The organism is Amycolatopsis sp. AA4, assembly GCF_002796545.1.
In the GTDB taxonomy this organism is placed as follows: Bacteria; Actinomycetota; Actinomycetes; order Mycobacteriales; family Pseudonocardiaceae; genus Amycolatopsis.
The window spans coordinates 6894386-6920920 of record NZ_CP024894.1; the positions used below are offsets into that span (position 1 = coordinate 6894386).

General features: G+C 69.7%; 25 protein-coding genes. 11 read left to right on the top strand and 14 right to left on the bottom strand.

What is annotated here, in order from left to right:
- The first annotated feature begins 204 nt into the window (after positions 1 to 204).
- Entirely contained in the window at positions 205 to 1062 is an 858-nt protein-coding gene (locus CU254_RS31780; RefSeq protein ID WP_009082753.1) for a LysR family transcriptional regulator, read from the top strand.
- Here CU254_RS31780 and CU254_RS43345 read toward each other — a convergent pair.
- The 3 genes from CU254_RS43345 to CU254_RS31805 all read right to left on the bottom strand — a co-directional run bounded on the left by CU254_RS43345 (position 1016) and on the right by CU254_RS31805 (position 5279).
- Positions 1016 to 1792, bottom strand: coding sequence for a hypothetical protein (locus CU254_RS43345; RefSeq protein ID WP_158688122.1), 777 nt, complete (start codon positions 1790 to 1792; stop codon positions 1016 to 1018). The two genes, CU254_RS31780 and CU254_RS43345, sit on opposite strands and share 47 nt — an antisense overlap.
- A 1368-nt stretch (positions 1793 to 3160) precedes the next feature.
- Positions 3161 to 4240: a glycoside hydrolase family 3 N-terminal domain-containing protein gene (locus tag CU254_RS31800; protein ID WP_037715462.1), complete on the bottom strand. Its 1080-nt coding sequence runs from the start codon at positions 4238 to 4240 to the stop codon at positions 3161 to 3163.
- Positions 4241 to 4370: 130 nt separating this feature from the next.
- Positions 4371 to 5279 (bottom strand): ABC transporter permease, encoded by a 909-nt coding sequence (locus CU254_RS31805; protein WP_009082756.1) that lies wholly within the window; start codon positions 5277 to 5279, stop codon positions 4371 to 4373.
- Positions 5280 to 5337: 58 nt separating this feature from the next.
- Here CU254_RS31805 and CU254_RS31810 point away from each other — a divergent pair, with 58 nt between their 5' ends.
- On the top strand, positions 5338 to 6666 hold the full coding sequence (locus CU254_RS31810) for a class I adenylate-forming enzyme family protein (RefSeq protein WP_009082757.1): 1329 nt from the start codon (positions 5338 to 5340) through the stop codon (positions 6664 to 6666).
- On the opposite strand, the gene CU254_RS31815 is transcribed toward CU254_RS31810, so the two are convergent.
- Both CU254_RS31815 and CU254_RS31820 read right to left on the bottom strand, forming a co-directional pair.
- Complete coding sequence (locus CU254_RS31815; RefSeq protein ID WP_050788494.1) at positions 6656 to 8200, bottom strand: chloride channel protein; 1545 nt, start codon at positions 8198 to 8200, stop codon at positions 6656 to 6658. The genes CU254_RS31810 and CU254_RS31815 overlap by 11 nt on opposite strands.
- A 50-nt stretch (positions 8201 to 8250) precedes the next feature.
- A complete protein-coding gene (locus CU254_RS31820) occupies positions 8251 to 8715 on the bottom strand; it encodes a MarR family winged helix-turn-helix transcriptional regulator (protein WP_009082759.1) in 465 nt (154 codons plus the stop codon).
- Positions 8716 to 8943: 228 nt separating this feature from the next.
- On the opposite strand from CU254_RS31820, the gene CU254_RS31825 reads away from it, so the two are divergent.
- Positions 8944 to 10014 (top strand): reverse transcriptase family protein, encoded by a 1071-nt coding sequence (locus CU254_RS31825; protein ID WP_009082761.1) that lies wholly within the window; start codon positions 8944 to 8946, stop codon positions 10012 to 10014.
- Between the two features lie 10 nt (positions 10015 to 10024).
- Here CU254_RS31825 and CU254_RS31830 read toward each other — a convergent pair whose 3' ends face one another.
- Both CU254_RS31830 and CU254_RS31835 read right to left on the bottom strand, forming a co-directional pair.
- The gene (locus CU254_RS31830; protein ID WP_037715464.1) at positions 10025 to 10480 is read right to left on the bottom strand and encodes a hypothetical protein; all 456 of its coding nucleotides are present in this window, start codon (positions 10478 to 10480) and stop codon (positions 10025 to 10027) included.
- Between the two features lie 1538 nt (positions 10481 to 12018).
- On the bottom strand, positions 12019 to 12213 hold the full coding sequence (locus CU254_RS31835) for a hypothetical protein (protein WP_037715467.1): 195 nt from the start codon (positions 12211 to 12213) through the stop codon (positions 12019 to 12021).
- 269 nt (positions 12214 to 12482) lie between these two features.
- Here CU254_RS31835 and CU254_RS31840 point away from each other — a divergent pair, with 269 nt between their 5' ends.
- Positions 12483 to 13463: an MCE family protein gene (locus tag CU254_RS31840; protein ID WP_037715469.1), complete on the top strand. Its 981-nt coding sequence runs from the start codon at positions 12483 to 12485 to the stop codon at positions 13461 to 13463.
- Here CU254_RS31840 and CU254_RS31845 read toward each other — a convergent pair.
- Positions 13453 to 14322 carry a class I SAM-dependent methyltransferase gene (locus CU254_RS31845; RefSeq protein ID WP_199786031.1) on the bottom strand — a complete coding sequence of 290 codons (870 nt, stop codon included), beginning with the start codon at positions 14320 to 14322 and terminating at the stop codon, positions 13453 to 13455. The genes CU254_RS31840 and CU254_RS31845 overlap by 11 nt on opposite strands.
- A gap of 46 nt (positions 14323 to 14368) precedes the next feature.
- Positions 14369 to 14788, bottom strand: coding sequence for a PaaI family thioesterase (locus CU254_RS31850; RefSeq protein ID WP_009082769.1), 420 nt, complete (start codon positions 14786 to 14788; stop codon positions 14369 to 14371).
- 83 nt (positions 14789 to 14871) lie between these two features.
- Here CU254_RS31850 and CU254_RS31855 point away from each other — a divergent pair, with 83 nt between their 5' ends.
- Positions 14872 to 15291 (top strand): MarR family winged helix-turn-helix transcriptional regulator, encoded by a 420-nt coding sequence (locus CU254_RS31855; protein WP_037715472.1) that lies wholly within the window; start codon positions 14872 to 14874, stop codon positions 15289 to 15291.
- A 250-nt stretch (positions 15292 to 15541) separates the two neighbouring features.
- On the opposite strand, the gene CU254_RS31860 is transcribed toward CU254_RS31855, so the two are convergent.
- Positions 15542 to 16456 carry a proteasome assembly chaperone family protein gene (locus CU254_RS31860; RefSeq protein WP_009082772.1) on the bottom strand — a complete coding sequence of 305 codons (915 nt, stop codon included), beginning with the start codon at positions 16454 to 16456 and terminating at the stop codon, positions 15542 to 15544.
- Positions 16457 to 16629: 173 nt separating this feature from the next.
- Between CU254_RS31860 and CU254_RS31865 the strand changes: the two genes are divergently transcribed.
- The 4 genes from CU254_RS31865 to CU254_RS31880 all read left to right on the top strand — a co-directional run bounded on the left by CU254_RS31865 (position 16630) and on the right by CU254_RS31880 (position 20021).
- Entirely contained in the window at positions 16630 to 17142 is a 513-nt protein-coding gene (locus tag CU254_RS31865) for a PH domain-containing protein (protein WP_009082774.1), read from the top strand.
- Positions 17143 to 17216: 74 nt separating this feature from the next.
- Positions 17217 to 18668, top strand: a complete 1452-nt coding sequence (locus CU254_RS31870; protein ID WP_086025008.1) for a PH domain-containing protein — start codon at positions 17217 to 17219, stop codon at positions 18666 to 18668.
- 62 nt (positions 18669 to 18730) lie between these two features.
- Entirely contained in the window at positions 18731 to 19486 is a 756-nt protein-coding gene (locus CU254_RS31875; protein ID WP_050788331.1) for an IclR family transcriptional regulator, read from the top strand.
- A 16-nt stretch (positions 19487 to 19502) separates the two neighbouring features.
- Positions 19503 to 20021, top strand: coding sequence for a GNAT family N-acetyltransferase (locus CU254_RS31880; RefSeq protein WP_009082780.1), 519 nt, complete (start codon positions 19503 to 19505; stop codon positions 20019 to 20021).
- 16 nt (positions 20022 to 20037) lie between these two features.
- Here CU254_RS31880 and CU254_RS31885 read toward each other — a convergent pair whose 3' ends face one another.
- Positions 20038 to 20595, bottom strand: coding sequence for an NADAR family protein (locus CU254_RS31885; protein WP_037715479.1), 558 nt, complete (start codon positions 20593 to 20595; stop codon positions 20038 to 20040).
- Between the two features lie 224 nt (positions 20596 to 20819).
- Between CU254_RS31885 and CU254_RS31890 the strand changes: the two genes are divergently transcribed.
- Together CU254_RS31890 and CU254_RS31895 are read left to right on the top strand one after the other, a co-directional pair.
- On the top strand, positions 20820 to 21017 hold the full coding sequence (locus CU254_RS31890; RefSeq protein ID WP_037715481.1) for a hypothetical protein: 198 nt from the start codon (positions 20820 to 20822) through the stop codon (positions 21015 to 21017).
- A gap of 1320 nt (positions 21018 to 22337) precedes the next feature.
- Positions 22338 to 23342 (top strand): esterase-like activity of phytase family protein, encoded by a 1005-nt coding sequence (locus CU254_RS31895; RefSeq protein WP_050788332.1) that lies wholly within the window; start codon positions 22338 to 22340, stop codon positions 23340 to 23342.
- A gap of 64 nt (positions 23343 to 23406) precedes the next feature.
- Here the strand turns inward: CU254_RS31895 and CU254_RS31900 are convergent, their stop codons facing one another.
- The 3 genes from CU254_RS31900 to CU254_RS31910 form a co-directional block, all read right to left on the bottom strand.
- Complete coding sequence (locus CU254_RS31900; RefSeq protein ID WP_009082789.1) at positions 23407 to 24678, bottom strand: aspartate aminotransferase family protein; 1272 nt, start codon at positions 24676 to 24678, stop codon at positions 23407 to 23409.
- A 69-nt stretch (positions 24679 to 24747) separates the two neighbouring features.
- Complete coding sequence (locus CU254_RS31905) at positions 24748 to 25032, bottom strand: hypothetical protein (protein ID WP_009082790.1); 285 nt, start codon at positions 25030 to 25032, stop codon at positions 24748 to 24750.
- Positions 25033 to 25045: 13 nt separating this feature from the next.
- Complete coding sequence (locus CU254_RS31910) at positions 25046 to 26374, bottom strand: MFS transporter (protein WP_009082791.1); 1329 nt, start codon at positions 26372 to 26374, stop codon at positions 25046 to 25048.
- Between the last annotated feature and the right edge of the window lie 161 nt (positions 26375 to 26535).

Below are 26535 nucleotides of genomic sequence, written 5' to 3' on the forward strand. Positions count from 1 at the left end.
TGCGGGAGCCCCCTTTCGGTGCCGCCTCTGGACGCCCTTCCGTCACCTCCGGGCCTGTAACCGACTGCCTCCCACCGACGCGCCGGTTCGAATTGCCCCACTCGCCGTCGACCGCCGCTGCGATGATCACCGCCGCCGCCTAGGTCGTCCTGCGCGGTACGTTCACCGAGCCACTCCCCTGGTGGCGAGACGGAGGCGAAGCCGATGGAACTGAGGCAGGTCGAACACTTCCTCGCCGTAGTCCGGCACGGCAACTTCACTCGTGCCGCCCAGGACGTGCATGTCGTGCAGTCCGCCCTCAGCGCGTCCATCCGGAAGCTCGAAGCCGACCTGGGCGCGGAGCTGTTCGACCGCACCACCCGTCGTGTGACCCTCACCCCCGCGGGCGAGGCGCTGCTGCCGCTGGCCCGCCAAATCGCCACGGACGTCGACTCCGCCCGAGGCGAGGTAGCCGCGGTGACCGGCCTCGCGCGCGGGCGGGTGTCGATCGGGACCATTCAGACCCTGACCGTCATCGACCTGCCCGCGAAACTCGGCGAATTCCGTGCCCGTTACCCGGGAATCCGGTTGCGCGTCCGCGAAGGCACCATCCCCGGACTGACCGCCGCGGTGTCCGACGGCGAACTGGATCTGTCCTATGTGGGCGGTCCGCTGCCGGACGAGCTGGCCGAGTTCGCCAGCTGGCAGCAAAACCTCGTCCTGCTCACCCACCCCGGACACCGCCTGTCGCCCCGCCGCCGAGTCAGGTTCGCGGAGCTGGACGGCGAGCCTTTCGTCGATTTCACCGGCAGCGGCCTGCAAGCGCTGGTCGACCGCGCCTTCGCCGAGGCCGGAATCCGCCGGGACCAGGTCTGCGAGGCGACAAACGTCCCCCTGCTGGTCGACCTGGTCGCGGCAGGCCTAGGCGTCACCGTGGTCCCGGAACAAGTCGCCGCCCGGTCCGGACTGCCGTTCGCCCACCTCACCCAGCCGACGCTGGCCCGCACGATCTACCTGACCGGCCGCTCCGCAAACCTCACCAACCCGGCGGCACGCGCGCTGCTGGCCCACCTCCTCGCCTGACCCCGCGCACCGGCACGAGCACCAACGCGAACCCGGCCAGCCCCAAGACCAACGCGAGAGTCGTCAGCCCGGTGATCCCGGCGACGAACGCCAACGCGAACGCCCGCCCGCCGAACCGCCGCAACAACCGGACCACATCCCGGGTCTCCCCGTCGACCGGCTCGACCTCGGCTGGCTGGCCGATGCTCGCCGCGCACTGGGCGTAGGCCGTCGGGTCGACCTCGGTCACGGGCTTGCCGCGGGTCGACGGGTTGGCAACAGCCCGCTGATCGACACCAAACCGCTCGCCGCGACCGACCTGCTGATCCGCACCAAACCGCCCGACCACACCGGCCCGCCGATCGACACCAGACCGCTCACTGCGACCGACCCGCTGATCCGCACCAAACCGCCCGACCACACCGGCCCGCCGATCGACACCAGACCGCTCACTGCGACCGACCCGCTGATCCGCACCAAACCGCCCGACCACACCGGCCCGCCGACCGACACCAGACCGCTCGTTGCGACCGACGTGCTGGCAGGCGTTAGACGGCTCGTTGACATTGGCCATCAGATTGACGCTGGCCGACCACTCGGCGCTTGCCAAGGGCTCAACGCTCGTCACCTGGTCGGACTCGGTCGCCAACTCGGCGCTCACCGCCGGGTCGCCGCTTGCTGCCTGGCCTCCGCCGACTACTAACTCGGGGTTCGTCGCCCGGTTGGCGCTCTCCGCTGGGTCATCGTTCACCGCTCCAAGGGCAACGCCGTCTGGTGTGATGGCGCGAACGTCCGGACATCCCCCAGCGCCCCGGCCAGTTCCGGTGTCGGCGGACCGGTCCGCCGACACGTCACCGCCGAGGGGTCCGTCGTCGCTTTGGGCGGAATTCTCGGCGGAATCGCCAGGCACAGACGTCATGTGCTGAGTATTGGCTCGCGTTGACCTCCCAGTCCAACACCTGTTTTCGCTGCGATTCAGCGATGAAATCGATCGCCTTCACGGAGGCTTATCCGTTTGGCAATCGCTGTCGGCTCGATGGCATCGGGGACTGGAGCGGGTGGGAGCGGCAGGTTGTTCTGGACGTCGATGAGAAGCACCATGCCGGAAGCATCTCAGCGGGCACCGACAAAAACCGGGGCTCGGCGTTCGCCCACAGGGGTGAACTGAATGAGTCGCGGCCGGATAGGTGCCTGGCAGCTCGTCCGGGAAGGGGTTGCCCGGTGGCGCGTGGCCCGACTACGAGTCTCGGCGCTCCGGGGCGGAATTCTGCCTTGACGACGGTCGTGGATGTCGCGTCGGGCGTTGTCGGGCGACTGGGTAGCGGGCCAGGGGGTGTGCCTCGTCCAGGCGGTGGCGGGCGCGGCGGGGGAGGTCGTCCGAGGGCGAGACCCAGCGGCGGGTCGAGGCGTCCGGCGGGGAGGGCGGAGGAGCGTTCGGGGGCGGAACGGCAGAGCGACGCCGGGCGGCGCGGCGCAGGAACACCACGGCCAGCACCACGAACACCGCGGCGACGGCCACCAGGAGCCACCAAGCTTGCATTCGTCCTCCCGTCGTGGGTGGGTCGCACGCAAGGGTGCCCGTTCAGCCCGGGGACAGCGCGATGTCCACACCGCCGGGTGTCACCGGAACGGGGGGTTGTTTGCTGGATCGTCGCGGGAGTCGGGTCGGGTGCCGAGCGGGTCCAACTTCATCGACGCTAGCAGGATTCGCGTGACGGCGGGACTCACTCCACTGGCGCGGGGAAGTACAGCAAGGCTTCATTGACCCCGGGAAAGGCTGCACGGCTTCGCTGACGTAGGGAACGACAGCAGAACCTCACCGACGAAGGAAAGCACAGCACGCTCCGCTGACACCGGGAAGAACAGCACTGCTTCGCCGACACAGGGAACGACAGCCGAACCTCACCGACAACGGGAAGCACAGCACGCTCCACCGACGCCGGAAAAACAGCACGGCTTCACTGACGCCAGTAAGCACAGCAGGACATCACTGACAAGGTGAAGCACAGCGGGCTTCGCTTGCCCCGGGAAAGACAGCACGGCTTCACCGACGCGGCTGAAGACAGCAGCGGCCGAATGCCGGAACCACCAAAGCACCGAAACCCCGCCGACAACGGGCCTACTTCAGCCCATCCCGCAGCGCCGACACCCGGTCCACCGCAGCGGTGAAGTCTCCGCTCGGCAAGGTTCCGTTCGACAATCCCGAGGCCAGCGCGGACGCGGCAGCATCGCCCTGGCTCACGTCTCGGGCCGAGGCCAGGATCAGATCCATCCCCGCCTTCGCTGCCAGCACCGCGCGGTTTCCCGGTCCGCCGTAGGAATTCAGCGCACCGGCCTCCAGAGCGTCCGTCACGGTTACTCCGGCGAACTTCGTGCCGTTTCGGAGTTCCTGCACAGCCGCTGGCGAGAGTCCGGTGGGAGAAGAGGGGTCTAGCGCGGGATAAACAGCCCACGAGAGCATCACCAGCTTCACGCCAGCATCGACCACGGGGTGATAGGGAGCCTCGTCTTTCGCGCGCAGTTCAGGGAGGGGCACGTTCAGGGTCACCGGCCCGACGTCGGTGTTGCTTCCGGCGGGCACGGCGCCCAGGCCGGGGAAGTGCTTGGCTGTCGCGGCGACGCCGGTCGACTGCTGGGCCGTCACGAAATCTCGGCCCAGTGCGCCCGCCACCTGGGGGTCCTGGCTGTAGGAGCGACCGTATTTGTCGATGAAATTGCCCGGTTGGCGGTAGACATCCAGGACCGGCGCGAGGTTGACGTTCATGCCTACCCCGGCGAGGTTCTGGCCAGCGCCGGTGCCAGCGGCTTTGGCTGCACCGGAAGGATCAGCGGACTGGGCGATCTGCTTTTCCGACAAAACTGGCTCACCGGGCAAGCGGCGGACCTTGCCGCCCTCCTGGTCGGTCATCAGCAGCAACGGGCGGTGCACCGGACTTTGCGCGTTCGCGTCGCGTAATTGTCGGATTGCGGCGGTAATCTGTTGCGAGCTCGAGATGTTCTCGCCGAAGAAGATCACGCCCGCCGCCTCTCCGGCGCGGATTCGTTGCAGCAGCGAGGCGGGCGGGGTCAGGCCGGGGTAGGAGTAGATCACCCGTTGTCCGGCCAGTTGCCGCGGGGTGAGTCCGGCGGGGGTGGCGGCGACCGTGCTCGCCGCGAGCACCGTCACGGCCAGGGCGAGCAATGCCTTCCGACGCTTCATGCGACCTCCGTTCGCTAGCCGTATGTCCACGCTAACCCCCGGCGGGCGGGTGTGCGCGTCTGACGACATCGGGAAAGGCTGCGACCGGCCGGGCGCACCGGGAAGCGGACCCAGGAGTCCAAAGTGGACATCAGACCCAGTAAGCGACCCGAGCCCGGTAATTCCGCAGCACGAGCATCGCCAGCGACCAGCCGACCACGGTCACCGCTCCGGCCACCAGCCAATGCGTCCAGCTCTGCTGCTGCCCGACCAGCGGTGCGCGCACAATCTCGACAAAATGGTACACCGGATTGAGCTGCAGCAAATTAACCGCGACGGAACCGAAACCCTCGTGCGAATTCTGGTTCATCGCGCGCACCTGATCCATCGACCACATGATCGGCGTCGCGTAGAAAAGCATCGTGATAAAGCTCTGGATGACCGGCGGAATGTCCCGGAACCGCGTGGACACCACACCGAACAACAGGACTACCCACGCACCGTTCAGCAGCACCAGCATCAGCGCGGGCACCGCGAGCAGCATTCCCCAGCCGAGGCCGGGGTGCACCAGCGCGTATTCCTTGTCCACCAACCGGTACGGATGCGAGAGCTTGCCGAAGAAAATCGCCAGCACGAGCACGTACACGACGAGGTTGTGCGCCAGGTACAACGCCTGCCGCCACACCGTGCGCAGCGCGTAGACCGATACCGGAGCCGGCAGCTGTTTGATCATTCCCTCGTTCGCGATGAACGTTTCCGAGCCCTCGACGATGCAGCCGTTCATGAAGTTCCACAGGATGAGCCCGGTGGTGATGCTCGGCAGCAGGGTCGAGATGGAAGTACCGAACAACGCGGAGTTCACCACGCCCAGCGCGAGCGCGGTGACCGCCATCCCGACGGTGATCCACAACGGCCCCAGCGACGAACGCCGGTAGCGCTGCTTGATGTCCTGCCACGCGAGCAACGCCCACAGTTCCCGGGCACGCAGCCCGGCCCGCAGGTCGGCGAAGGCGCGAGGCCAGCTTCTCGGGTCCGCGTCGATCGCGGGCGGAGCGGTCATACCAGCGAACCTAGCCGCGATCGCCGTTCTCGGCCAACACACGACTACGGTGTGCCGCGTGAGCTTTTTCCTGTCCCGCGTCCTTTCCGCACTCCACGACGGCGGCGACACCGTGCTGTTCCACCACGACGACACCACCATGACCTACCGGGCGGCGGCAGACCTGCTGTCGCGACTGTACGGTGGACTCGCCGGGGTGCGCGGCACGGTGGCGATTGACGCGGCCAACCGGCCGGAAGTGGTGCTCACCCAGCTTGCCGCGCAGCTGCGAGGGCTGGAAGTCGTGCTGATCGCGGCGTCCGCGAGTCGTCCGGCGCGGGCGGCGGCGCTCACGGCCACCGGGGCGACGTTGCTCACCGACGCCGAACTCGACACGCTCGCGGCCGCGCATCCGTCCAATCCCGACAATTTGCCGGACAGCGTCACGGCGATCTTCCCCAGCGGCGGCACCACGGGCGCTCCGAAACTGATTCGGCACAGCGGGATTTACGACGGCGTGGCGCATATTTTCCAACCGGACGGCACCAAAACCGCGCTGGTCACCGCACCGCTCACGCACATGACCGGCAACGCTGCGGTGCTGGGCGCGCTTTGCTGCGGCAATACCGTAGTGCTGCACCGAGAGTTCAACGCCGAGAAGCTGCTTGCCGATGTGGAGCGGCATCGCATCACGACGTTTTCCCTTACCCCGCCCCGGCTCGCCGCGGTACTAGACCATCCGCGTCTGTCCACTACGGACGTATCAAGCGTGCAGCAGCTCTCGCTCGGCGCCGCGCCACTGCCGCCTCGTCGGCTGGCCGAGGCACTGAAGGTGTTCGGGCCGGTCGTCGGACAGGGGTACGGGCTCACCGAAGCTCCGATGATCGCCAGCATCTCCGCGGAAGAAGTCCTCGCCCGGCCGGAACTTCTCGGCTCGGTCGGACGCATCGTGCCCGGCATGGAAGCCCGGGTCGAAGACGGCGAGGTCCTCGTCCGCGGACTGTCCATGATGGACGGTTACCATGGGCAGCCGCCGATCGGCGACGGCTGGCTGCGCACCGGCGACCTCGGCCGCTTCGACGAGGACGGTTACCTCTATCTGGAGGACCGGATCGACGACGTCATCGTCACCGGCGAGCACGGCACGAAGGTCTCCTCGACCACAGTGGAGCACGCACTTCTCAGTCATCCCAAGGTGAAGGCCGCCGCGGTAGTCCCCGCGAAGGGACCAGACGGAACCCTCCTGCACGCAGTGGTGGTCGCCGAAAATGCCACCGCTGACGAACTCCGCGGCCAAGTCCGCGAAGAACTCGGCGGCGAGCATTTCGTACCGTCCACTGTGGAGTTCCGTGGCGAGTTGCCGCTGACGCCAGTGGGCAAAGTGGACAAACAGCGGCTCAAGCGCTGACCGACCGGCCCAGCAAGCGTTCCCGGTGATGCTCCTCGTGCAGGTCCCGCCGCCGGGCGTGCAGCAGTTGCGCCAGCGTCACCTTGCCGAGCACCCGCGACGGATCGTGCCGGTCGACCACCAGCGCTTGCGTCGTGTGCCCGAGCGCCAATTCGTTCGCGACGTCGCGCAGGGTGTCGTCCGCGTACACGACGACATCGGCCGACATCTGCACATCCGGTTGGTGCGTCATCACTTCATGCACGAAGAACGTCTCAAGTGGATCAGTCGTGTACTCGCGAGTGAGGTGCAGACGTCGCCGCGCGATCTTCTCCGTGAGCACGGAACGCTTGAGCAGCAAGACAGAGAGCGCATACGCCGAGAACGACGCGACGACGAGTGGCAGCAGATAACTCCACGCGTGAGTCAGCTCCAAAGTGAACACAATGCCGGTGAGCGGCGACCGCATCACGCCGCCGACCACCGCGGCCAGCCCGCACGTCGCCCAGAATCCCGGTGCGACCTGCGGCAGCAAACCGCCCTCCGCGGCACCCAGCGCGGCACCGATCATGAACACCGGGGCCAGTACGCCGCCCGAAGTCCCGGAACCCAGGGACAGCGCCCAGATCAGCGTCTTCACGACCAGGATCCCGACGATCAGCGACGCGGTCGCGTGCCCGGTGAGCAGCGTGTCGATCACGTCGTAGCCGACCCCGAGCGCGTGCGGTTCGAGCAGGCCGCCGACCCCGATCACGAGGCCGCCGATCGCGGGCCACCACATCCAGTGCACGGGCAACCGCCCGAAAAGATCCTCGGCGAAGTAGACGAGCGCGGTCGCGCCGATCGCCAGCACCCCGCCGGTCAGGCCGGGGACGAGCGCGAGACCGTCCGCGACCGGGCCGGGGTTGGCCCCGCTGAACGGGACCCCGAAAACCGGTCCGGCGCCCAGCAGGAACCCGCGGCACACCGTCGCGACCGACACCGCGGCGGCCACCGGCACGAGGCTGCGCGGCCGCCATTCGAAGAGCAGCAGTTCGACCGCCAGCAGGACGGACGCGAGCGGCGCGTTGAACGTCGCCGCCATCCCGCCCGCGGCACCGGCGACCAGCAGCGTCTTGCGTTCGTCCGCGGACAGTTTCAGCAGCTGCGCGAGGATCGAACCGACCGCGCCGCCGGTCATGATGATCGGCCCTTCGGCGCCGAACGGGCCGCCGGTGCCGATGCTGACCGCCGCCGAGACCGGTTTCAGCACCGCGACGCGCGGGGCCACCCGGCTGCCGCCGGTGAGGATCGCCTCGATCGCCTCCGGCATGCCGTGGCCGCGGATCTTCTCCGAGCCGTAGCGCGCCATCAGGCCGATCACGAGCCCGCCGACGACCGGCGCGAGCAGCACGAGCCACCACGGATGGTGTTGCGCGCCCGGCGCGACGAGATCGGTGACGATCCGTTGGTAGAAGACCAAGTTGGTGATCAAGCCGATGAGCTTGAGCAACGCGAACGCCGCCACCGCTGCCGCGCCGCCCACCGGCAGCGCGATCGCGGTGATCAACAGCATCCGCGGAGTGACTGCGAAGTCGCCGAGGTGCGCGGCCCGCGCCGGACCCTTCACAGCCGGCCGGGCCCCGCCGTGGGTACGCCCGGTGCCGATTCCGCCGCCGCGACCAGGTCCCGGACCGCCGTCGCGACCGCCTCGTTCCGCGCCGCCGGCACTGCCGCCAGCAGCTCGGACAGCGCGCGCTGCCGCCGTCCGACGACCCCCGCGACGACCTCGCGCCCGGCAGCGGTGACCTCGATCGTCACGACGGTGCGGCGGTGCTCGTCCTCGCCGCGCACGACGTACCCGTGCGCCTCGAGCTTGTCGGCCAGCCGCGTGACCGACGACGCGTTCACGCCCATCGCCTCGGCGAGCCGCGAACACGGCACGCGGCCAAGGCTGTCGAGCACCACCAGCAATCGCACCTGCGGGAAGGTCACGCCGCGCGGGGCGGCGTGCGCGCTGTCCCAGGCCACGGCCACGAGCACGCGAGTCAGCCGCTCGAGGCCGGCCACGTCGTCCGGCAAACCTTGCATAGTGCAAAAGTTGCTATAGACAAGGCTTCAGGTCAATAGTGTGCTCGGTCACCAGGGGTTTTCCCCGAGCGCCGGTTTTGTCGGTGATCATGACTAGGGTGGGTGCCAGCGACGCGGAGGTGAGCCGGTGGAGCACCACCCACTCCGGGGCAACCCCGGGGAGCAGCACGACACGTACCCACAGCGCCCCGCGCAGCGGCGGCACGCTCCGCGTGCGAGACAGCGCGGATGAACGGAGAACGAGTCGCCTCCGCGTCGCTCCTCGAACCGATCGGGCTCCTCGGACCGATGCCGGTGTGGCGCTGGCCAGTCGCCCGGTGGACCACGTTCGACGAATGCGCCGCCGCCCTCGACCTCACGCCCGGCGAATTGTCCTGGTTCGCCGACGAAGGCGGCTGGCACCGGCGATCCCGCCCGGTGCTGCGGCATTACAGCTACCGCTGGATCCCGACGTCCACCGGCGGCGCGCGGCTGATCGAGCGCCCGAAGCCCCGGCTGGCCGAGGTACAGCGCCGGGTCCGCAGGCACGTGCTCGACGCGCTGCCGGTCCACGAGGCCGCGCACGGTTTCCGCCGCGGCCGCTCGATCCACACCTGCGCCCGCCCGCACGCCGGGCAGGACCTGGTGGTGCGGCTGGATCTGGCCGGCTTCTTCCCGACGGTCGCCGCGTCCCGGGTGCGGGCGCTGCTCGATCTGGCCGGTTACCCGAGGGCGGTCGCGGCCGCTCTCGCCGGAATCCTCACGACCCGCACCCCGGTCGACGTCCTGCGCTCCGCGCCCGCGCGATCAAGGATGCTGAACCACCTCGCCGGCACGCACCTGCCGCAGGGCGCCCCGTCGTCGCCCTCGGTGGCCAACGCCGTCACCCACCACCTGGACCGCAGGCTCTCCGGACTCGCCGCCGTGCTGGGCGCGAACTACACCCGCTACGCCGACGATCTGGCCTTTTCCGGCGACGCGAGCCTGCCGCTGCACCGCCTGCTGCCGGGCGTCCGGCGGATCGTGACCGACGAGGGCTTCCGCCTGCGCGACGACAAGACGTCGGTGAAACCGGCCTACCGGCAGCAACGCGTCGCGGGTTTGGTGGTGAACGCCGCGCCCGCCGTCGCCCGTGCCGAGTACGACGAACTGCGAGCCGTGCTGTACAACTGCGCCCGCACCGGCCCGGCTGAGCAGAACCGTGCCGGGCACCCGGATTTCCGCGCGCACCTGCTGGGCCGGATCGCGTGGATCAGCGCCACGAACGAGACCCGCGGCGCGAAATTGCGCGGCCTGTTCGCCCGGATCGACTGGCCGTGAACGCGGCGGTTCAGACCGATAACAGGCTGAGATTCCGCTCCATCTCGGCCCACCATCCGGCCGCCGGAACATCGCGCGGCTGAATCAGCGAGGCTTTGACCAGAATGTCGGGCCGGTTTTCTCGCCAAGCGTAGGAAAAAAGCTCGTCGTAATGCGCGCGCGGAAGCCATCCCTGTTCCCGGCCCGCTTCCAATCGCATGAGCTGCCGGGCGAGATCCATGCTGCTTCGCTCACAACTGCGAAACGCGCTCGAAAACCTTTGCACGGCGGCCGCGTCGCCCCGCTGAACCGCCTGGCAGGCAAGGAAAAGCGCCGTCACGGCGAGGACGTCCGACCGGCGCACCCCGCCCTCCGCCGCCAGATGTTCCGCCAGCTGAAAACTGCGCTTCCGCCGTCCCCGGCGCACCATTTCCGCCAGCGCTCGCTGCTGCCGAATGAGGTATTCGTCTTCCCGCAGGTACTGCACAGCGTTTCCTCCCCTGTGCCCGGTCCCGACCCAGGTCACCACCCGGTACAGGATGCTCCACCAGGGTGACAGATACATCGGCGACACTCAGCCGTTCGGAGCAAAATATCACCCAGGGGCATCGACAGTACCCGACCGCGCAAGTCCGGGAATTCTTGCTGCGCCTCAGGAATCGGGGACCTCGACGGCGCGGGCGGGAGTTTTCGACGCGGGCCGGTTTCCGCATTGGTTTCGCGGCTCGGGGTGGGTTGCCGATACAGAGGAGGTGAGTTGCTGCGGAATCCGCATCGCTCCGGACGACTGACCCCAGTGGACAGTCGGCTGCAGACCGGGGCGGCGGTTGCGAATCGCTTTCATGCCAAGGGCTTGTCCAGCGCAAGCCGAGCGGGCCTCCGGGCGGTGCGCGACCCCGGCTGCCTTGAGGAGTGGGGATCTCGAGTGTGTTTTCCGTCCGCCATTTCACCCGTTCGGAGCAATCGGGAGCGGTGGGTCGAGGCGTGGAGAGACAGGGCGCGACAACCCAGGCGGGCATCCGAGGCGTGACGGCTCGGGCAATGTGAAGAAGTTTTGCGGCGCTGGCTTGGATTTGCCCAGACACGGATGACCAACGCGCCGGGCTCGCGCCTCCGCCGCGGGGCTGCCATGTTTGCCGCCGGGTTGGCGCTTCTGCCCGCCGGGGCAAGCTCGTTGTCGCCGAGTGGCCACTTCGGTTTCCGGGCTAACGCGATCCACTCCCGGGCAGGCGCGCCTGTCGCCGAGCTGCCACGCCCGTTTCCGGGCTAACGCGATCCACTCCCGGGCAGGCGCGCCTGTCGCCGAGCTGCCACGCCCGTTTCCGGGCTAACGCGATCCACTCCCGGGCAGGCGCGTCTGTCGCCGAGTTGGCGCGTCCGTCGCCGGGCTAGCGCGGTCCACTCCCGGGCGGGCGCGTCAGTCGCCGAGCTGCCACTTCGGTTTCCGGGCTAACGCGGTCCACTCCCGGGCAGGCGCGTCTGTCGCCGAGTTGGCACGTCCGTCGCCGGGCTGCCGGGTTCGTTGCCCGGCAGGCGCGGCCGTCGCCGAGTTGGCGGTCCGTTGTCGGATTCGCGCGTCCGTCGCTGGGCAAGCGTGTCTGCGGCCGGGCTGCCGCGTTCATTGCCAGGCTCGCGCGTCCGCCGCCGAGCAGCTTCGTTCGTCGCCAGCCAGACGTCGTCCGCAGGGCTGCCGGGTTCGTCGCCGAGCTGCCGCACCTGCTGCTGGGCCTGCCGGTCCGTTGCCGGGCAGGCTGTTCCGCTCGGTCAGTCCGCCGTCGCCTCTGACCAGAGTCCGGGCGGGTTACCCCGCCCGCGCGCGCCGAAACCTCTCACCGACCGGTTCACCCCGCCGCCCGGGCGTAGCAGCGCTCGGCGACCAGCCCAGTCCTCCCCAGGACCAGGCTGGTGCACAAGCGAAAACCCGCGACCGGCCCGCACCGGTCGCGGTCTGTTCTTCCCCGAAACCCCGGAACCCCGGAATCCGAAACCTCAGGACGCTCCGAACCCCGACGGAACCGAAACGCCTCAGGCGACCTCGGTCCGGCTGCCGCCCGGGGCGTGCAGCCCCAGCATGTCCAGCAGCAGGGCGCATTCCTGCGCGTCCTTGGCCCGGGACGCGACGGCCAGCGCGGCCTTGCGGCGGCGTTCCTCCTGCCGGGCCGCGTCGGTGTCGTCCACGAGGTCCGGCGCCGGGTGCAATCCGGTGGTCAGGTCTCGCATGGTGGCTCCTCCCCGATTGGCGTGGGCGCGGGTTTTCCGCGCTCGCTCCACACCGCTTCAACGGCCGAGCCGCACCGGATGTTCCGATGACTCCGGTCACGTCGGCCAGCCAGGCCAGAATGGCACACGACGCGCGCCTCCGGCGCGAAGCCGGGAAACGGGGCGTGTGCAGGGCGAGGAGCCCAGCGTCCTAAGTGGACACAAGAAGGAAGCGCCCATTCGGGTGGCAGGAGTGGCCTCACCCGCCCGGGCGAGCCACTATCCACGCTGTGCATCCCGACCGGCGCCCCGTGCGCACCGCTCTCGTCGGGCTGACTGTGCTCGCCCTCGGCTTCCTCGCCGCGCTTCAGGCGCCGAATCTGCCGATCATCGGCGACGGCACCGCGTATGCCGCCGAGTTCAGCGAAGCCGCCGGACTGCAGACCGGCAATGACGTCCGGATCGCCGGGGTGAAAGTCGGCCGGGTGTCGCAGGTTTCGCTCGACGGCGCGTCCGTGCGGGTGTCGTTCCGGGTGGCGGGGGCGTGGCTCGGGGACCGGACATCCGCGTCGATCCGGATCAAAACGGTGCTGGGCCAGAAGTATCTCGCGCTCGACCCGGTCGGCGTCGGATCGCTGGACCCGGACACGCCGATCCCGCGCGAGCGGACCACGGTTCCGTATGACGTGCTGCCCGCGTTCCAGCAGCTGGCCACGACCGTCGACGCGATCGACACCACCCGGTTGGCGCAGAGCTTCCGCGCCATTTCCGACACGTTCGCGCGCACCCCGGCCGACGTCCGCGTGACGCTGACCGGGCTGTCGCGACTGTCCGATTCCCTCTCCGCCCGCGACGCGAAACTAGCTCACCTTTTGGCTCAGACGCGCACGGTTTCCGCCACGCTCGCCGACCGCGACGCCGAGCTGACCCGGCTGCTCACCGACGGCAACCTGCTGCTGGACGAGGTGCGGCAACGCGAATCAGCCATTCAGTCGCTGCTCGACGGAGCCCGCCGGTTGGGCGCCGAGGTGTCCGGGCTCGTCGCCGACAACGACCGCGAACTCGGCCCGGTGCTCGCCCAGCTCGACCGGCTCACCGCGCTGCTCGAACGCAATCGCGCGTCGCTCGCCGAAGGAATCCGGAAGCTGGCTCCGCTCGTCCGCATGGCCGCGAATCTCACCGGCAACGGCCGGTGGATCGACGGCTACCTGTGCGGCCTGATCCTCCCCGCGATCGGGCCGCTCAACGAGCACGGCTGCTTCAGTCCATGAGCCCCGGGCCGCCGGTGATCCGCACGGTGACCTGGTTGTCGTTGTATGTGTAAGCCTCGTACGTGAACTCGACGCCGGTCTTCTCGACGTGCTCGATCCACGCCCGGTACTCGTGCCGTTTCCAGCCGGGGAAGTTGAAGAACTCGTCGAAGTGCACGATGCTGCCGGGGCGCAGCCGCGGGCCGACGTTGTCCAGCACGGTCTTCGCGGAGCTGTAGAGATCCCCGTCGACGTGCACGAAATCGACCGGGCCGGAGTGCTTTTCGAGGAATCCCGGCAGGGTGTCGGAGAACAGGCCGACGACCAGTTCGGCCCCCGGCACGTCGGGCAGGTCGTCGCGGGCGAAAGCGCCGGCGGGCATGCCGTTGAGCCACGCCTCGGGCAGGCCGTCGAACGAATCGAAGCCGTACACCTCGACCGCCTTGCGCGCGGCGGTGATGGTGCGCAGGGTGTTGCCGGTCGCGACGCCGAACTCCAGCGCCATCCCGCCGGTCGGCGCGAGGGAAAGCGCGTACTCCAGCGTTTCCGTCGGGCTGCCGAAATGCTGTGCCCCGACCAGGTTTTCGCGCGCGAAGACGTTGCTCTCCAGCGCCGCGTCCTGGTCGCCGGCGTACACGATGTCGCGGCGGCTGCGGATCTCGAACTCGACCACGCGGTCCAGCAGCCGGTCGCCCTGCCGGACGATCTCGGACCGCAGCTCCTCGCGCGTCCGCTCCAGTTCCGCGCGCAGTTCGGCGAGCTGGCCGGCGTGCGGATCGTGCAGGCGGGCCGCGGCCCGGCGCAGCACCAGGCCGGCCTTCCGGCGCAGCGCAGGGCCCAAAGTCCTTGTCGTCAGCCGATCTTGGCTTTCCTGGTTCATTCCGGGACGATAGCCGACCACCGGACCCCGCTGCGCACGACCCGGTTTACCCGGGAGTAGCCGACCGCCGGACCACCGCGGATCCTTGTGCGGCCGCGCATAGCGTCAGGTTTCCTTCTCCGTCCACTGTGTACAGGTCGCACCGGCACGTGGCCCGCGAACGGCTCGCTTGGACGACCGTCGCTTCCGCACGCAGCAGCACGCCGTCGCCGGGCACGAGGTAGTCGATGGAGAAGCCGCTCGTGAGCAACTGCGCGCCGAGCACAGTCCCGGCGGCGAAGGTGAGGGCGTTGTCGGCGGCATAGGCGAGGACACCGCCGTGCAGGTAGCCGTTCTGCTGGCGGAGGTCGTCGCGGACGTCCAGCTCCAGCACCGCGCGTCCGCCGCCGAATTCCGCGACCCGCGCGCCGAGCAGGACGCTGAACGGTTGCGCGGCGAGCCCGGCGCGCGCGAAGTCTATGTCCATTTTCCAGCCTCACTTCAGTAGTGAAGTACTTCAGTAGTGAAGTGAGGATGGCGGCGAGAAGAGAACACTGTCAAGATCCCCGCATGGCCGCCGACGAACGTCTCTTCTTCCTGCTGCAGAGCGCGGCACACCGGCTGCGCGTCGAGGGCGACCGGCGCTGCCTCGCCGCGGGCGGCGTGACGACCGCGCAGCTCGGCGCGCTGCTCGCGGTGTACGACCAGCCCGGGCTCACCCAGCGCGAACTGGCCACCGAGCTGGGCCAGCGCGAATCGGCGATCACCGCGATGACCGGACGGCTGATCGAGGCGGGGCTGATCGTCCGGCAGCCGCATCCGGAACAGCACCGGGCGCTGGTCCTGGACCTGACGCCGGAGGGGAAGGCGACGATCACCCGGCTGCGGCCGGTGATCGAGTCGTTCAACCGCGAACTACACGCGCTGCTGGGCGACGCGTTCGGGCCGACCAGCCAGGCGCTGCAGTATTTGGCGGGGTGGCCGGGCTGAGCCGGGTCCCGCCGCGATCGTCCGCGAGGGAGCCTCAGCGGCCAGTCAGACTCAAGCCGCTAGGGGCGTGTCCGGGTGCCCGGCCGACCGCGGACAAGCTAGCTTCTTCAGAGATGTCACCCAGCACACCCGCCCCCGCCGCCTCGCGGCAACGTGCGGCCCTCATCATGTCCGGCGTGGCGATCATGGCGGCCCGGCTCTGGTGGGCCTGGCAGACGGTCCGATCCGCAGGCGTTGCCTACCTCTCGGCTCAGCGTTCGGAGCCGTCGCCGCCCTGTTCGGCGAGGAAGCGTTCGAACTGCGAGCCCAGTTCGTCCGCGGTCGGCATGTGTTCCTGCGATTCGGCGAGCAGGCTGTGCCCGGACGCTTCGGTGAACGTGTCGTACTGACGTTCCAGCGCGCGCACCACGTCGACGGATTCCTCGGATTCGGCGACCTGGCGGTCGATTTCCGCCTTGGCGACCTCGGCCGCGGTGCGGAGTTCGCCGTCGGGAAGGCGCAGGCCGGTGGCCTTGCCGATCGAGTCGAGGATCGTCAGCGCGGCGGCCGGATAGGTCGACTGCGCCAGGTAGTGCGGCACGTGCGCGGCGAAGCCCATCGCGTCGTGGCCCCATTCGCCGAAGCGGTACTCCAGCATCGCGGCGATGCTGCCCGGGACCTGCATCCGGTTGGGCAGCGGCTGGTGCTCGCCGACCAGGTGCTCGCGCGTCGCGTGCGCGGTGACGCCGAGCGGGCGCGTGTGCGGGGCTCCCATCGGAATCCCGTGGTAGCCCACGGTGAGCCGCACGCCCCAGCGCTCCACCAGCTGGCGCACGGCGGCCGCGAACAACTCCCATTCGCGGTCCGGCTCCGGGCCGGACAGCAGCAGGAACGGGATGCCGTCCTCGTCGTGCAGCAGGCGCACGACCAGTTCGGGGGCCTCGTATTCCTCCCAGTGGTCGACCGCGTAGATCATCGCCGGGCGGCGCGACCGGTAGTCGATGAGCCGGTCGACGTCGAACCGCGCGACGATCCGGTTCTCGACCTCGCCGGTCAGGTGGTCGGTGACCAGCCGTCCGGCCGAGCCCGCGTCCATGAAACCCTCGAAGAAGTGGAGGAGCACCGCTCCGTCCAGGTCGGGGACGTCCGAGTCCACCTCGTACAGTTCCTCGGGATCGAGTCCCACCGGATCCTCCTGCTGCTCGCTTGCACGGACGTACGCGGTACAACGCGGCCCGGCGGCGAATCCATCCCGCGCGCGGCGAAAATAGTAACGCCCCGCACTCGCCGCCCACCCGGATCGGGGCATCGTGACACTTGTCGTGGGCATCGCCCCCGCCGTTCGGGCACTCTGAGCAGGTGAACACCGAGGAATCCACCACGCTTGAACTGCGGCTGCGCCCGCCCGAACACCGGGTGAGCCGCCAGGCGATCGGCCACTGGGCGGCGTCGGCCGGGGCCGGCTGGCTGCTCGTGCTCGCGGTGCAGGCGGTGGTGGTCGCGACCGCGGACGACCCGCCGTCGTGGCTCACCGTGACGCTGCTGCTCTCCTGCGTGCTGGCCCCGCTGCACCTGCTCGTCATGCCGCAGTGGCGCTACCGCGTGCACCGCTGGGAGGTCACCGGCGAGGCCGTCTACACCCAGTCCGGCTGGCTGAAGCAGGAGTGGCGGATCGCGCCGATCTCGCGGATCCAGACCGTGGACGTCGAACGCGGACCGCTGGAGCAGCTGTTCGGGCTGGCGCGGCTCACCGTCACGACCGCGTCCGCCGCGGGGCCGTTGCGCATCTCCGGGCTCGACCGCGACGTCGCGGTCGCCTTGGCCGACGAACTGACCCGCACCACCCAGGCTGTTCGCGAGGACGCGACGTGAACGCGACCGCGCCTTCCCCGCCGGTCGCCGCCGAGGGTGCCGGCGACGCGCCCTGGCATCGCCTCGATCGCCGGATGCTGCTGATCCGTCCGTTTCTCGACCTGGTGAAGTCGCTGCCGGTGCTCGTCGGCGCGCTGGTGCTCGGCCACGGGAACCACTGGCAGTGGATCGGGCTCGCCGCCACCGCGGTCACGATCGGCGTCGGCGTTTCGCACTGCCTCACGTCGCGCTACCGCGTCACCGCGACCCAGATCGAATGGCACACCGGGTTGCTGCTGCGCAAGCAACGCGCGATTCCGCTCGATCGAATCCGTGCCGTAGACGTGCTTTCGGAACCGAAACATCGGCTTTTCTCGCTGTCGGCGGTACGAATCGGTACCGGACGGCACGATCACGGAAAAGGACCGGGCAAGGACCAGCTGGTGCTCGACGCGGTCACCCGCGCCGAAGCCCAGCGGCTGCGGACCTTGCTGCTGCACCGGAAACCGGCGGGACCCGAAGCGGCGCACCCGCCGGAATCGCTCGTCGCCGAGGTCGACAAGCGCTGGGTCCGGTACGCGCCGTTCACGTTGTCCGGGCTCGCGGTCGTCGCCGCGATCCTCGGCACCGTCTACCACTTCGCGCACGAACTGCATTTCGATCCGACGAGTTTCGGGCCGCTGCGCGACCTGACCGCTCGTGCGCTCGAACAGCCGGTGTGGCTCACCGTGGTGCTCGCGGCGGCCGGGCTGCTCGTGCTGGTGTCGGTGCTGTCGGTCGGCGGATACGTGTTGTCGTTCTGGAACTTCCGGCTCACCCGCGAACCGGGCGGCACGCTGCACATCCGGCGCGGGCTGATCACGACGCGGTCGGTGTCGATCGAGGAAGACCGGTTGCGCGGCGTCGAGATCAAGGAACCGTTGCCGCTGCGGATGGTCGGCGGCGCGAAGTGCGTCGCGGTCGCGGCCGGACTGCGCGAGGGCAAGGGCGCGGACCGCGGCGGCGGCCTGCTGCTGCCGCCGGCCCCGGCCGGGAAAGCCCGGGAGATCGTCGGCGAGGTGCTCGGCGAGGACTTCGCGAACGTCCCCCTCGTGCGGCATTCGCGGCGGGCCCTGACCCGCCGGATCACCCGCGCCGTCTTCTCCGTGCTGGCGCTGTCGGCCGCGCTTTTCGCGTTGGCCCGGCTCGAGGTGCTGCCGGAATGGCCGTGGCAGGCCGCGCTCGTGCTGCTGCCGTTCGCCGTCCTCGTCGGCTTCGACCGGTACCGCTCGCTCGGCCACGCGATCACCGGCCGATACCTCGTGACCCGTTCCGGGTCGCTCGCCCGGACGACGGTCGCCGTCCGGCGCGACCGGCTCACCGGGATCGTCGTGCACCGGTCCTTCTTCCAGCGGCGGGCCGGGCTGGTGACCGTCATCGCGCCGGTCGCCGCCGGTCGCGGGCACTACCGCGTGCTGGACGTCGAGGAGGGCGCCGGGCTCGCGCTCGCCGACACCGCCGTCCCCGGATTGCTGACGCCGTTTCTCGCCGGGCCGGAAAAACCGTGACGTGTGGTAATTTACCGACGCGTTCGTGACTGAATTCGGTGAACACGCGAAGGGGTTTCAGGATGTCTGAACCCGGGCTCCGTCGCACGGCCGGCGCCAACAGTTCCCGGAAAGTGCTCCAGTTGCTGCTGTCGTTCACCGAGCAGCGCTGGGAGGCCAGCGTGGCGGAGCTCGCCGAGGCGATCGGCAGCCCGGTCGCCACCACCTACCGCTACGTGCAGCTGCTGAAGGAATTGCAGCTGCTCGAGGAGTCGCGGTCCGGGCGCTACCACGTCACCAGCCGCGTCATGCCGCTCGCGCGGGCCGCCCGGCTCGCGAACGACCTGGCGAGGGTGGCGCGACCGGTGATGGAGGAGGCGGTGCGCGAACTCGGCGAGACCGTCCTGCTGTTCCAGCACTTCGGCGACGTCGCGGTGTGCAGCGACCGGGTCGAATGCGACCGCCCGATGCGGTTCACGTTCCAGCCGGGGCATTCGATCCCGCTCGGCGTCGGCGCGACCGGGCGGATGCTGCTCGCCCTGCTGCCCGACGGCGCACGCGAACGCCAGGTCGCCCGCATCTCCCGGGAACGCGGGGCTGAGGTGCGCGACGACCTCAAGCTCGCGCTGGCCAACCGCTACGCGCAGAGCTGGGGCGAGATCGAGGACGGCGTGTGGTGCTGTTCGGTGCCGGTCGACGTCGACCGGCACCGGCCGAGCGTGCTGACCTTCGTCGGACCGGCCACCCGCATCGGCGACGCGGAGCGCGAACGGGCCCTCACGGCGTTGCGCGCTTACGCTGAGCAGATCGGAAAAGCGGTTTCCGAGTACTCCGTGTAGCCGTAAGCTCGGGTCAGTGATCCGTCTCGCCGCCCCTGCCGATCTTTCTGTGCTGCCTGACCTCGAACGTGCTGCCGGAGAACCGTTCCGGGCCGTGGGCATGGCCGAGATCGCCGACGACGCACCTCCTTCGGTCGAGGACCTCGCGGCGTTCCAGTCTGCCGGCCGGTGCTGGGTTTTTGACGACGACGGGACGATCGCGGCGTACGTGCTCGCCGAGGAGGTCGACGGTTTCGGCCACGTGGAACAGGTTTCGCTGCTGCCGAGCCACGCGCGCCGCGGAGTGGGACGGGCGCTGATCGAGACGGTCGGGGAATGGGCCGCTGCGCGCGGGTTCTCCGGGCTGACGCTGACGACGTTCGCGGAAGTGCCGTGGAACGCGCCCTACTACGAGCGGCTCGGGTTCCGCGTGCTGGCCGAGGACGAGCAGGGTCCGGCGCTGCGGGAAATCCGGCGGGCGGAGATCGCGCGGGGGCTGGACCGGTGGCCACGGGTGGCGATGGTGCGGTTTTCCCGCGTTTTCGGTGCTGCCTAAGCGGTTTCGCGGTCGTTCAGGCTGATTCCGCCAGGATCTCCCGCGCCTGGGTCAACGCGAAGCCCAGCAGGTTCAGGCCGCGCCACCGTGCCGGGTCCTCCGCGTCCGGGTCGTCCGCGGCCAGCCCGATGCCCCACACCCGGTCCAGCGGGCTCGCCTCCACCAGCACTCGTTTCCCCGTGCTCAGCAGAAAACGCAGCAGCTCCGGGTGCTGCCCGAACTTCGCGACGCTGCCGGCGAGCACGATCTCGCCGCGGCGGGCCTCCCACTGCTCCTGGTCGAAGCCCACGACGCCGCGGCCCAGTTCCTTGGCCTGCCGCGGATGCCTTGCTTCCAGGATCCTCCCGGCGCTCTGTTCGTCGCCGAACAGCACAGCCTTCCGCCACATCATGTAGTGCTCGGCCGTGGCGAACGTCCGGCCGTCCACGGTGAAGGCGGCCGGCCACCATTGGCTCAGGCAGCCCCGTCCGACGCTTCCGTCGCGCTCCGGCCGGTGGCCCCAGAAGAACAGGAACTTGACGCGCTGACCGCCGGGTATCCGGTCGACCAGTTCGGCGACATCGCGGTACTCCATGAAGCGAGAGTCTTTCAGCCCGGAACCCCGTCGGGGAACCGATTTCGACCGCCGCCTCCCCGGCCCCGACCGGCCGGTTCGAACGCGGGTCGCTCGGGAGGGGGACCTGGATTGCCTCGGGAATCGAACACGTGTTCTACTGGGTGGGCCGGCCCCGGAGGGGGAAGCTCCGCGGGCCGGCACCCAGGCAGAACCCGTCCGTCGATCGATCCCCAGGAGGCAGTGTGGCGGTCAAGATCACCCACCTCGCCAGTGGTCAGCAGGTCCGCTTCGCGAACGCGGACGGCGCCCGCCGCTATGCCGAAATCATGGGCGGCGGAGTGGACAAATGGCGATTCACGATCGTCCCTGGGGACAGTGGTGCTCCCGGGATGCCTGCGGCGGTCGTTAACGTGCCGGTGTGGCGGACTGTCGCGCGGTGAGTTGCGTCTGGTGGCGGTCGCTCGGCGGGCTGTTGACTGATGACCTTCGTCCGGGCTTTCGCCTGGCGGCGGTTGGGCGGCAGTCTCAGCGCGGTGACCTTCGCCCGGCGGCTTCCGCCTAGCGGCCGTCGCCGGGCTGCCGTCGCCCGGTGGCCGTAACCCGGCGGCCGTCGCCCGGTGACCGTAACCCGGCGGCCGTCACCCGGCGGCCGTCACCCGGCGGCCGTCACCCGGCGGCCGTCACCCGGCGGCCGTCACCCGGCGGCCGTCACCCGGCGGCCGTCACCCGGCGGCCGTCACCCGGCGGCCGTAACCCGGCGGCCGTCGCCCGGTGACCGTCGCCCGGGAGACTTCCTCCTAGTGGCCGTAACCCGGCGGCCGTCGCCCGGCGAGCCCCATTGGGCGACAGTCACTCCGCGACCGTTGCCCTGGGGACTTCCGTCCGGCGCCAGTCGCCTGGCGGACTGTCGCCCCATGACTTTCGGCCGAGGGCTTCCGGCACGCTCCGCGTGCGAGACTCAGCGGTCGTCGCTTGGCGGCCGACGTCAGATGAGTTCCGTCTGGCATCGGTCGCCCCGGCGGACCATCGCCCCCTGACCTTTCCTGAGGGCTTCCGCTTAGCGGCCGTCCCCCGGTGCCTCCGCCTGGCAGCTGTCGCCCGGCGAATTCCATTTGGCGACCGCCACTCCGCGACCGTTGCCCGGGGACTTCCCATCCGACGCCGGTCGCCCGGCGGACCGTCGCCCCATGACCTTCACCCGGGGGCTCCCGCTTAGCGGCCGTCGCCCAATGTGTTCCGTTTGGCGACCGTCACTCCGCGACCGTTGCACGGGACTTCCGCCCGGCGGCGCCGGGCGGTTACGGGCCGGTGCCCGGCGGTTGCGGGGCAGTGCCTGGAGGCTGGCGACCGGTGCCCGGCGGACCGTCGGCTGGCGGCTGGCGGCTGGCTACCGAAACTCGAAGAACCGGCGGCCGGGAGCGCCCGGCGGAGATCGTCGGGGAAGTCGTTTGCCCGTTGGCAGCACGGTGATTGGCACGTTGACGGCGCGGTGATCGGCGCGGTGATTTGTGCGGCGCGGTACCGCCGTGCCGGTCATCGGGACGGTGTCACCTGTTGTTTGTTGCTTACCGGCCGCGCCTTGTGCTCCACTGTCGATCAACCACTGCTGTAAGTCCCGCGACAGGCGGGACCGCCGCTTGTCAGCAGCGACCACCTAGGCGCGGCCTTCGTCCGTGCCTAGACGGACAGAAGGAGCGGCTCCTTTGCTTGCGCACCAGCGTGGAACACATCGGCGTGGAAAAATCCGGGGCACCGTCGCGTTGTCGGTCCTCGCGCTCGCGGTCGGGGCCGGGGCGGCCCACGCGGCGCCCGCAGCCAACCCGACAGCCGACTCGAAAACCACCGCCATTCCGAAAGCCACCGCGTGGCCCGGCGGGTCGAAGGTGGCCATTGCCGACGACGCGGGGGTTTTCGGCAGCAACCTCAGCGGCGTGTCGTACGAATCGCCCACCGTGTTGTGGGCCGTGAAGAACGGGCCGAGCACCCTGTACCGGCTCGTGCAGGACGGGAACAAATGGCGGCCTGACACCGCCAACGGCTGGGCCAAGGGCAAGTCCCTGCACTACTCCGACGGCAGCGGCGACCCGGATGCCGAAGGGGTCGTCGTCACCCCGGACGGCGTCTTCGCCTCGACCGAGCGCGACAACGACGACGGTGACACGAGCAAGCCCGCCGTGCTGCGGTACGCGACCTCCGGGTCGAACAAATCGCTGAACGCGACCGGGGAATGGGACCTGACCTCCGACCTGCCGTCGGTCGAGCCCAACAAGGGGCTCGAGGCCATCGCCTGGGTTCCGGACTCGGCGCTCACCGCGCGCAAATTCCGGGACGAGCACACGAAAGCCGCCTACAACCCGGCGAGCTATCCGAACCACGGGAGCGGCCTGTACTTCGTCGGGCTGGAGGCCAACGGGAAGGTCTACGCCTACGCGCTCGACCAGTCCGGCGGCAAGTACACCCGTGTCGCGACCATCGACAGCGGGTTCCCCGCGGTGATGGACCTCGAGTACGAACCGTCGACCGGCCACCTGTGGGCCGAATGCGACAACACGTGCAAGGGCCGCACCACCACGCTCGACGTCAACTCCAGCGGCGCGTTCGCGGTCACCGCGCAGTACGACCGGCCGTCCGGGATGTCGAATTACAACAACGAGGGTTTCGCGATCTCGCCGACCTGCGCGAACGGGACCAAGCAGGTCGTGTGGTCCGACGACGACAACGACGACAACCACGCGCTGCGCACCGGAACGCTCGCCTGTAAGTAGTCCTTTGTAGACGGACAACCGCGGCGGAGCCGGAACCTCGGCGCCGCCGCGGTGTCAGGAGAGGTCAGTTCTTCAGCAACCGGTCCAGCGCTCGCGGAACGGCCGCGGCCAGCAAGTCCAGCTCGGCTTCCTCGGCGACGAGCGGTGGCGACACCGCCATCCCCTTGCCGAGTGAGCGCACGATCACGCCCTCCTCGAGCAGGAACTTGTGCAGCCGGCCAGGCGCGCCCGGGTCCGCGGCCAGCAGGTCCGGAGCCAACTCGACCGCGGCCAGGAATCCCAGCCCGGCCCGGACTTCCGCGACCGCCGGGTGCCCGACGGCACCGGAAAGCGCGTCCGCGAGCGGCTTCTCCAGCGCCTTGCCGCGCGGGATGATGTCGTCGCGTTCGTAGATGTCCAGCGTCGCGTTCGCCGCGGCGCAGGCGACCGGGTGCCCGGCGTATGTCGCGCCGTGGCGCAGGATCGGCGCGCCCGGGCGGCCGGTGAAGAACGGCTCCGCCACGTGCGGCGCGACCAGCAGCACGCCCAGCGGGATCGTCCCGCTCGTCACGCCCTTCGCCGTGGTGACCAGGTCCGGCTGCACTGACCACCGATCAATGCCGTACCAGGTGCCGAGCCGCCCCCACGCGCAGATCACGCAGTCCGCGACGAACAGCACCTCGTGCTTGCGGCAGATCGCCGCCACTTCCTCGATGTACCCGTCCGGCGGCAGCAGCACGCCGCCCGCGCCGATGACCGGTTCGCAGAAGAACGCAGCCACCCGCTCCGGGCCCACGCGGAGGATTTCCTCCTCCAGCGCCGCCGCGTTGTCGTACGGCACCTGCGAGAAATCCGCGGCGGGCGGGCCCCAGCCCTCCGCGTTCGCCGGGATCCCGGCCGCGGCGGTGCCGAATCCGTGCGTGCCGTGGTAGCCCTGGGTCCGGCTGATGACGTGGGTCTTGTCCGGGCGTCCAGTGTGGACGAAGTAGGACCGCGCGATCTTCACCGCGGTGTCCACCATGTCGCCGCCGCCCGAGCCGAGGAACACCTTCGACCCCGGCACCGGAGCCAGCTCGGACAGCCGCGCCGCCAGTTTCAGCGCCGGTTCGTTCGCGACGCCGCCGAACAGGTTGTACGCGTCGAGCTTCTCCAGCTGCTCGGTGACCGCGCGGGTGATCTCGGGACGGCCGTGGCCGAGGTTCGAGTACCACAGCGACGCGGAGGCGTCGAAGTAACGACGGCCCGCGTCGTCCCAGACATAGGACCCCTCGCCGCGGGTCACCACGAACCGGTTTCCGTCGACCGCGCCCATGTCCGCGAACGGGTGCCACAGCGGGTTCGGCTGCTGGTCCGGCATTGCTCCTCCTCGGGGTCGGCTCAACCGGCCGGCGCCGCGGGGAGCGGCGACCGGCCGCCGCCGCCCTTTCTACCCGCCCGGCCGGGGATCGGCGAACCGCGACCCCTCGACGCGCGCCATCGCGGAATTCCGCAGCCCGGAGTCCCGATGGCTCCGATGGCGCTGTCCCCGGCCGGGCAGACCAGGCGCCGGCCGCCGCACCGGACGGCGGCACGCCAGCTCGCCCTTGTACAGCTCGGCGGTCCGGACCAGATCGGCGTAGGCCTCGACGTGGATCCGGTTGATCGCGTCGTGCGCGTCCCGGGCCGCGGCGTCGAGCCACGCGCAGTAGTCGCTTCGGGTCTGGGTCCGCATCGCGCGCCCCCGCTCAGACGTTTTCGACGGTCGTGGCCGGTGCGTTCGCGGGCGCGGAACTGAGCGACGCGCCCTTCCGGTCCTTGACGAAGAAGCTGGTGACCAGGCCGATCAGGGTCATCACGGCCAGGTAGCCGCCGACCGCGTAGACCGTTCCGGTGCTGGTCTGCAGCGATTCGGCGATGGTCGGCGCGAACGCCCCGCCGAGCACCGCGCCGATCGCGTACGAGATCGCCGCGCCGCTGTAGCGGACCGTCGTCGGGTACATCTCCGCGTACAGCGCCGACTGCGGGCCGTAGGTGAACCCGAGCCCGACCGAGAACAACACCAGCGAGAGCACGAGCAGCCCGACGCTTCCCGTGTTGACCAGCGCGAAGAACGGGAACATCCAGACCAGCTGCACCGCGAACCCGATCTGGTAGGTGCGCAGGCGCCCGATCCGGTCGGCGAGCCAGCCGCCGACGAGCGTGCTCAGCAGCCAGGCGACGGCGGAGAGCATCACCGCGATCAGCACCGTCGAACGGTCCAGGTGCAGCGATTTGGTCGCGTACGACTGCACGTATCCGCCGGTGGTCATGTATCCGACGGCGTTGTTGGCCGCGAACAGCAGCGCGCCCGCGACGACCAGCTTCCAGTGGTGCCGGAACAACTGCACCAGCGGCATGCTCGACCGCGCCTTCTTCTCGCGGACCTCCTCGAAGACCGGGCTTTCCGCGACCCGCGAGCGGATCATCAGGCCGGCCGCGATCAGCACCACGCTCAGCAGGAACGGGATCCGCCAGCCCCACGCCAGGAACTGCTCCGGAGAGGTGAGCGCGGTGACCAGCGCGAGGACGCCGTTGGCCAGCAGCAGCCCGATCGGGACGCCGATCTGCGGGAACGCGCCGTACAGCCCGCGCCGGTCGGCGGGCGCGTGCTCGACCGCGAGCAGTGCCGCGCCGCCCCATTCGCCGCCCGCGGAAAGCCCCTGCACGATGCGCAGCAGCACCAGGATGATCGGGGCCCACACGCCGATCGACGCGGTGTTCGGCACCAGGCCGATCAGCACCGTCGAGATTCCCATCAGCAGCAGGGTGAGGATCAGCATCGCGCGCCTGCCGAGCCGGTCGCCGAGATGTCCGGCGATCACCGCGCCGATCGGGCGGAAGAAGAAGCTGATGCCGACCGTCGCGAACGACACGATCAACGCGTCCTTGCCGAGGACCGCGAAATACTGCGTCGCGAAGACCAGTCCGGCGCAGATCGCGTAGATGAAGAAGTCGAACCATTCGATAGTCGTGCCGACCATCGCCGCCAGCACGACGCGGCGGTGCTCTCTGCTGATCCCGGTCGTGCGCGGCATCGCGCCTCCCCTGCTGACAGTGCTTCAGGCCGTGCCAGATCGTATATAATCAGCCACCATCCCGACAAGCCTCAATGCGGTAACTGATCAGGCCTTTTGTCTACAGTGGTCGGAATTGACAGCGTGCTGGCGGTTTCCAGCCAGCGGCCGCATCGGCCAGA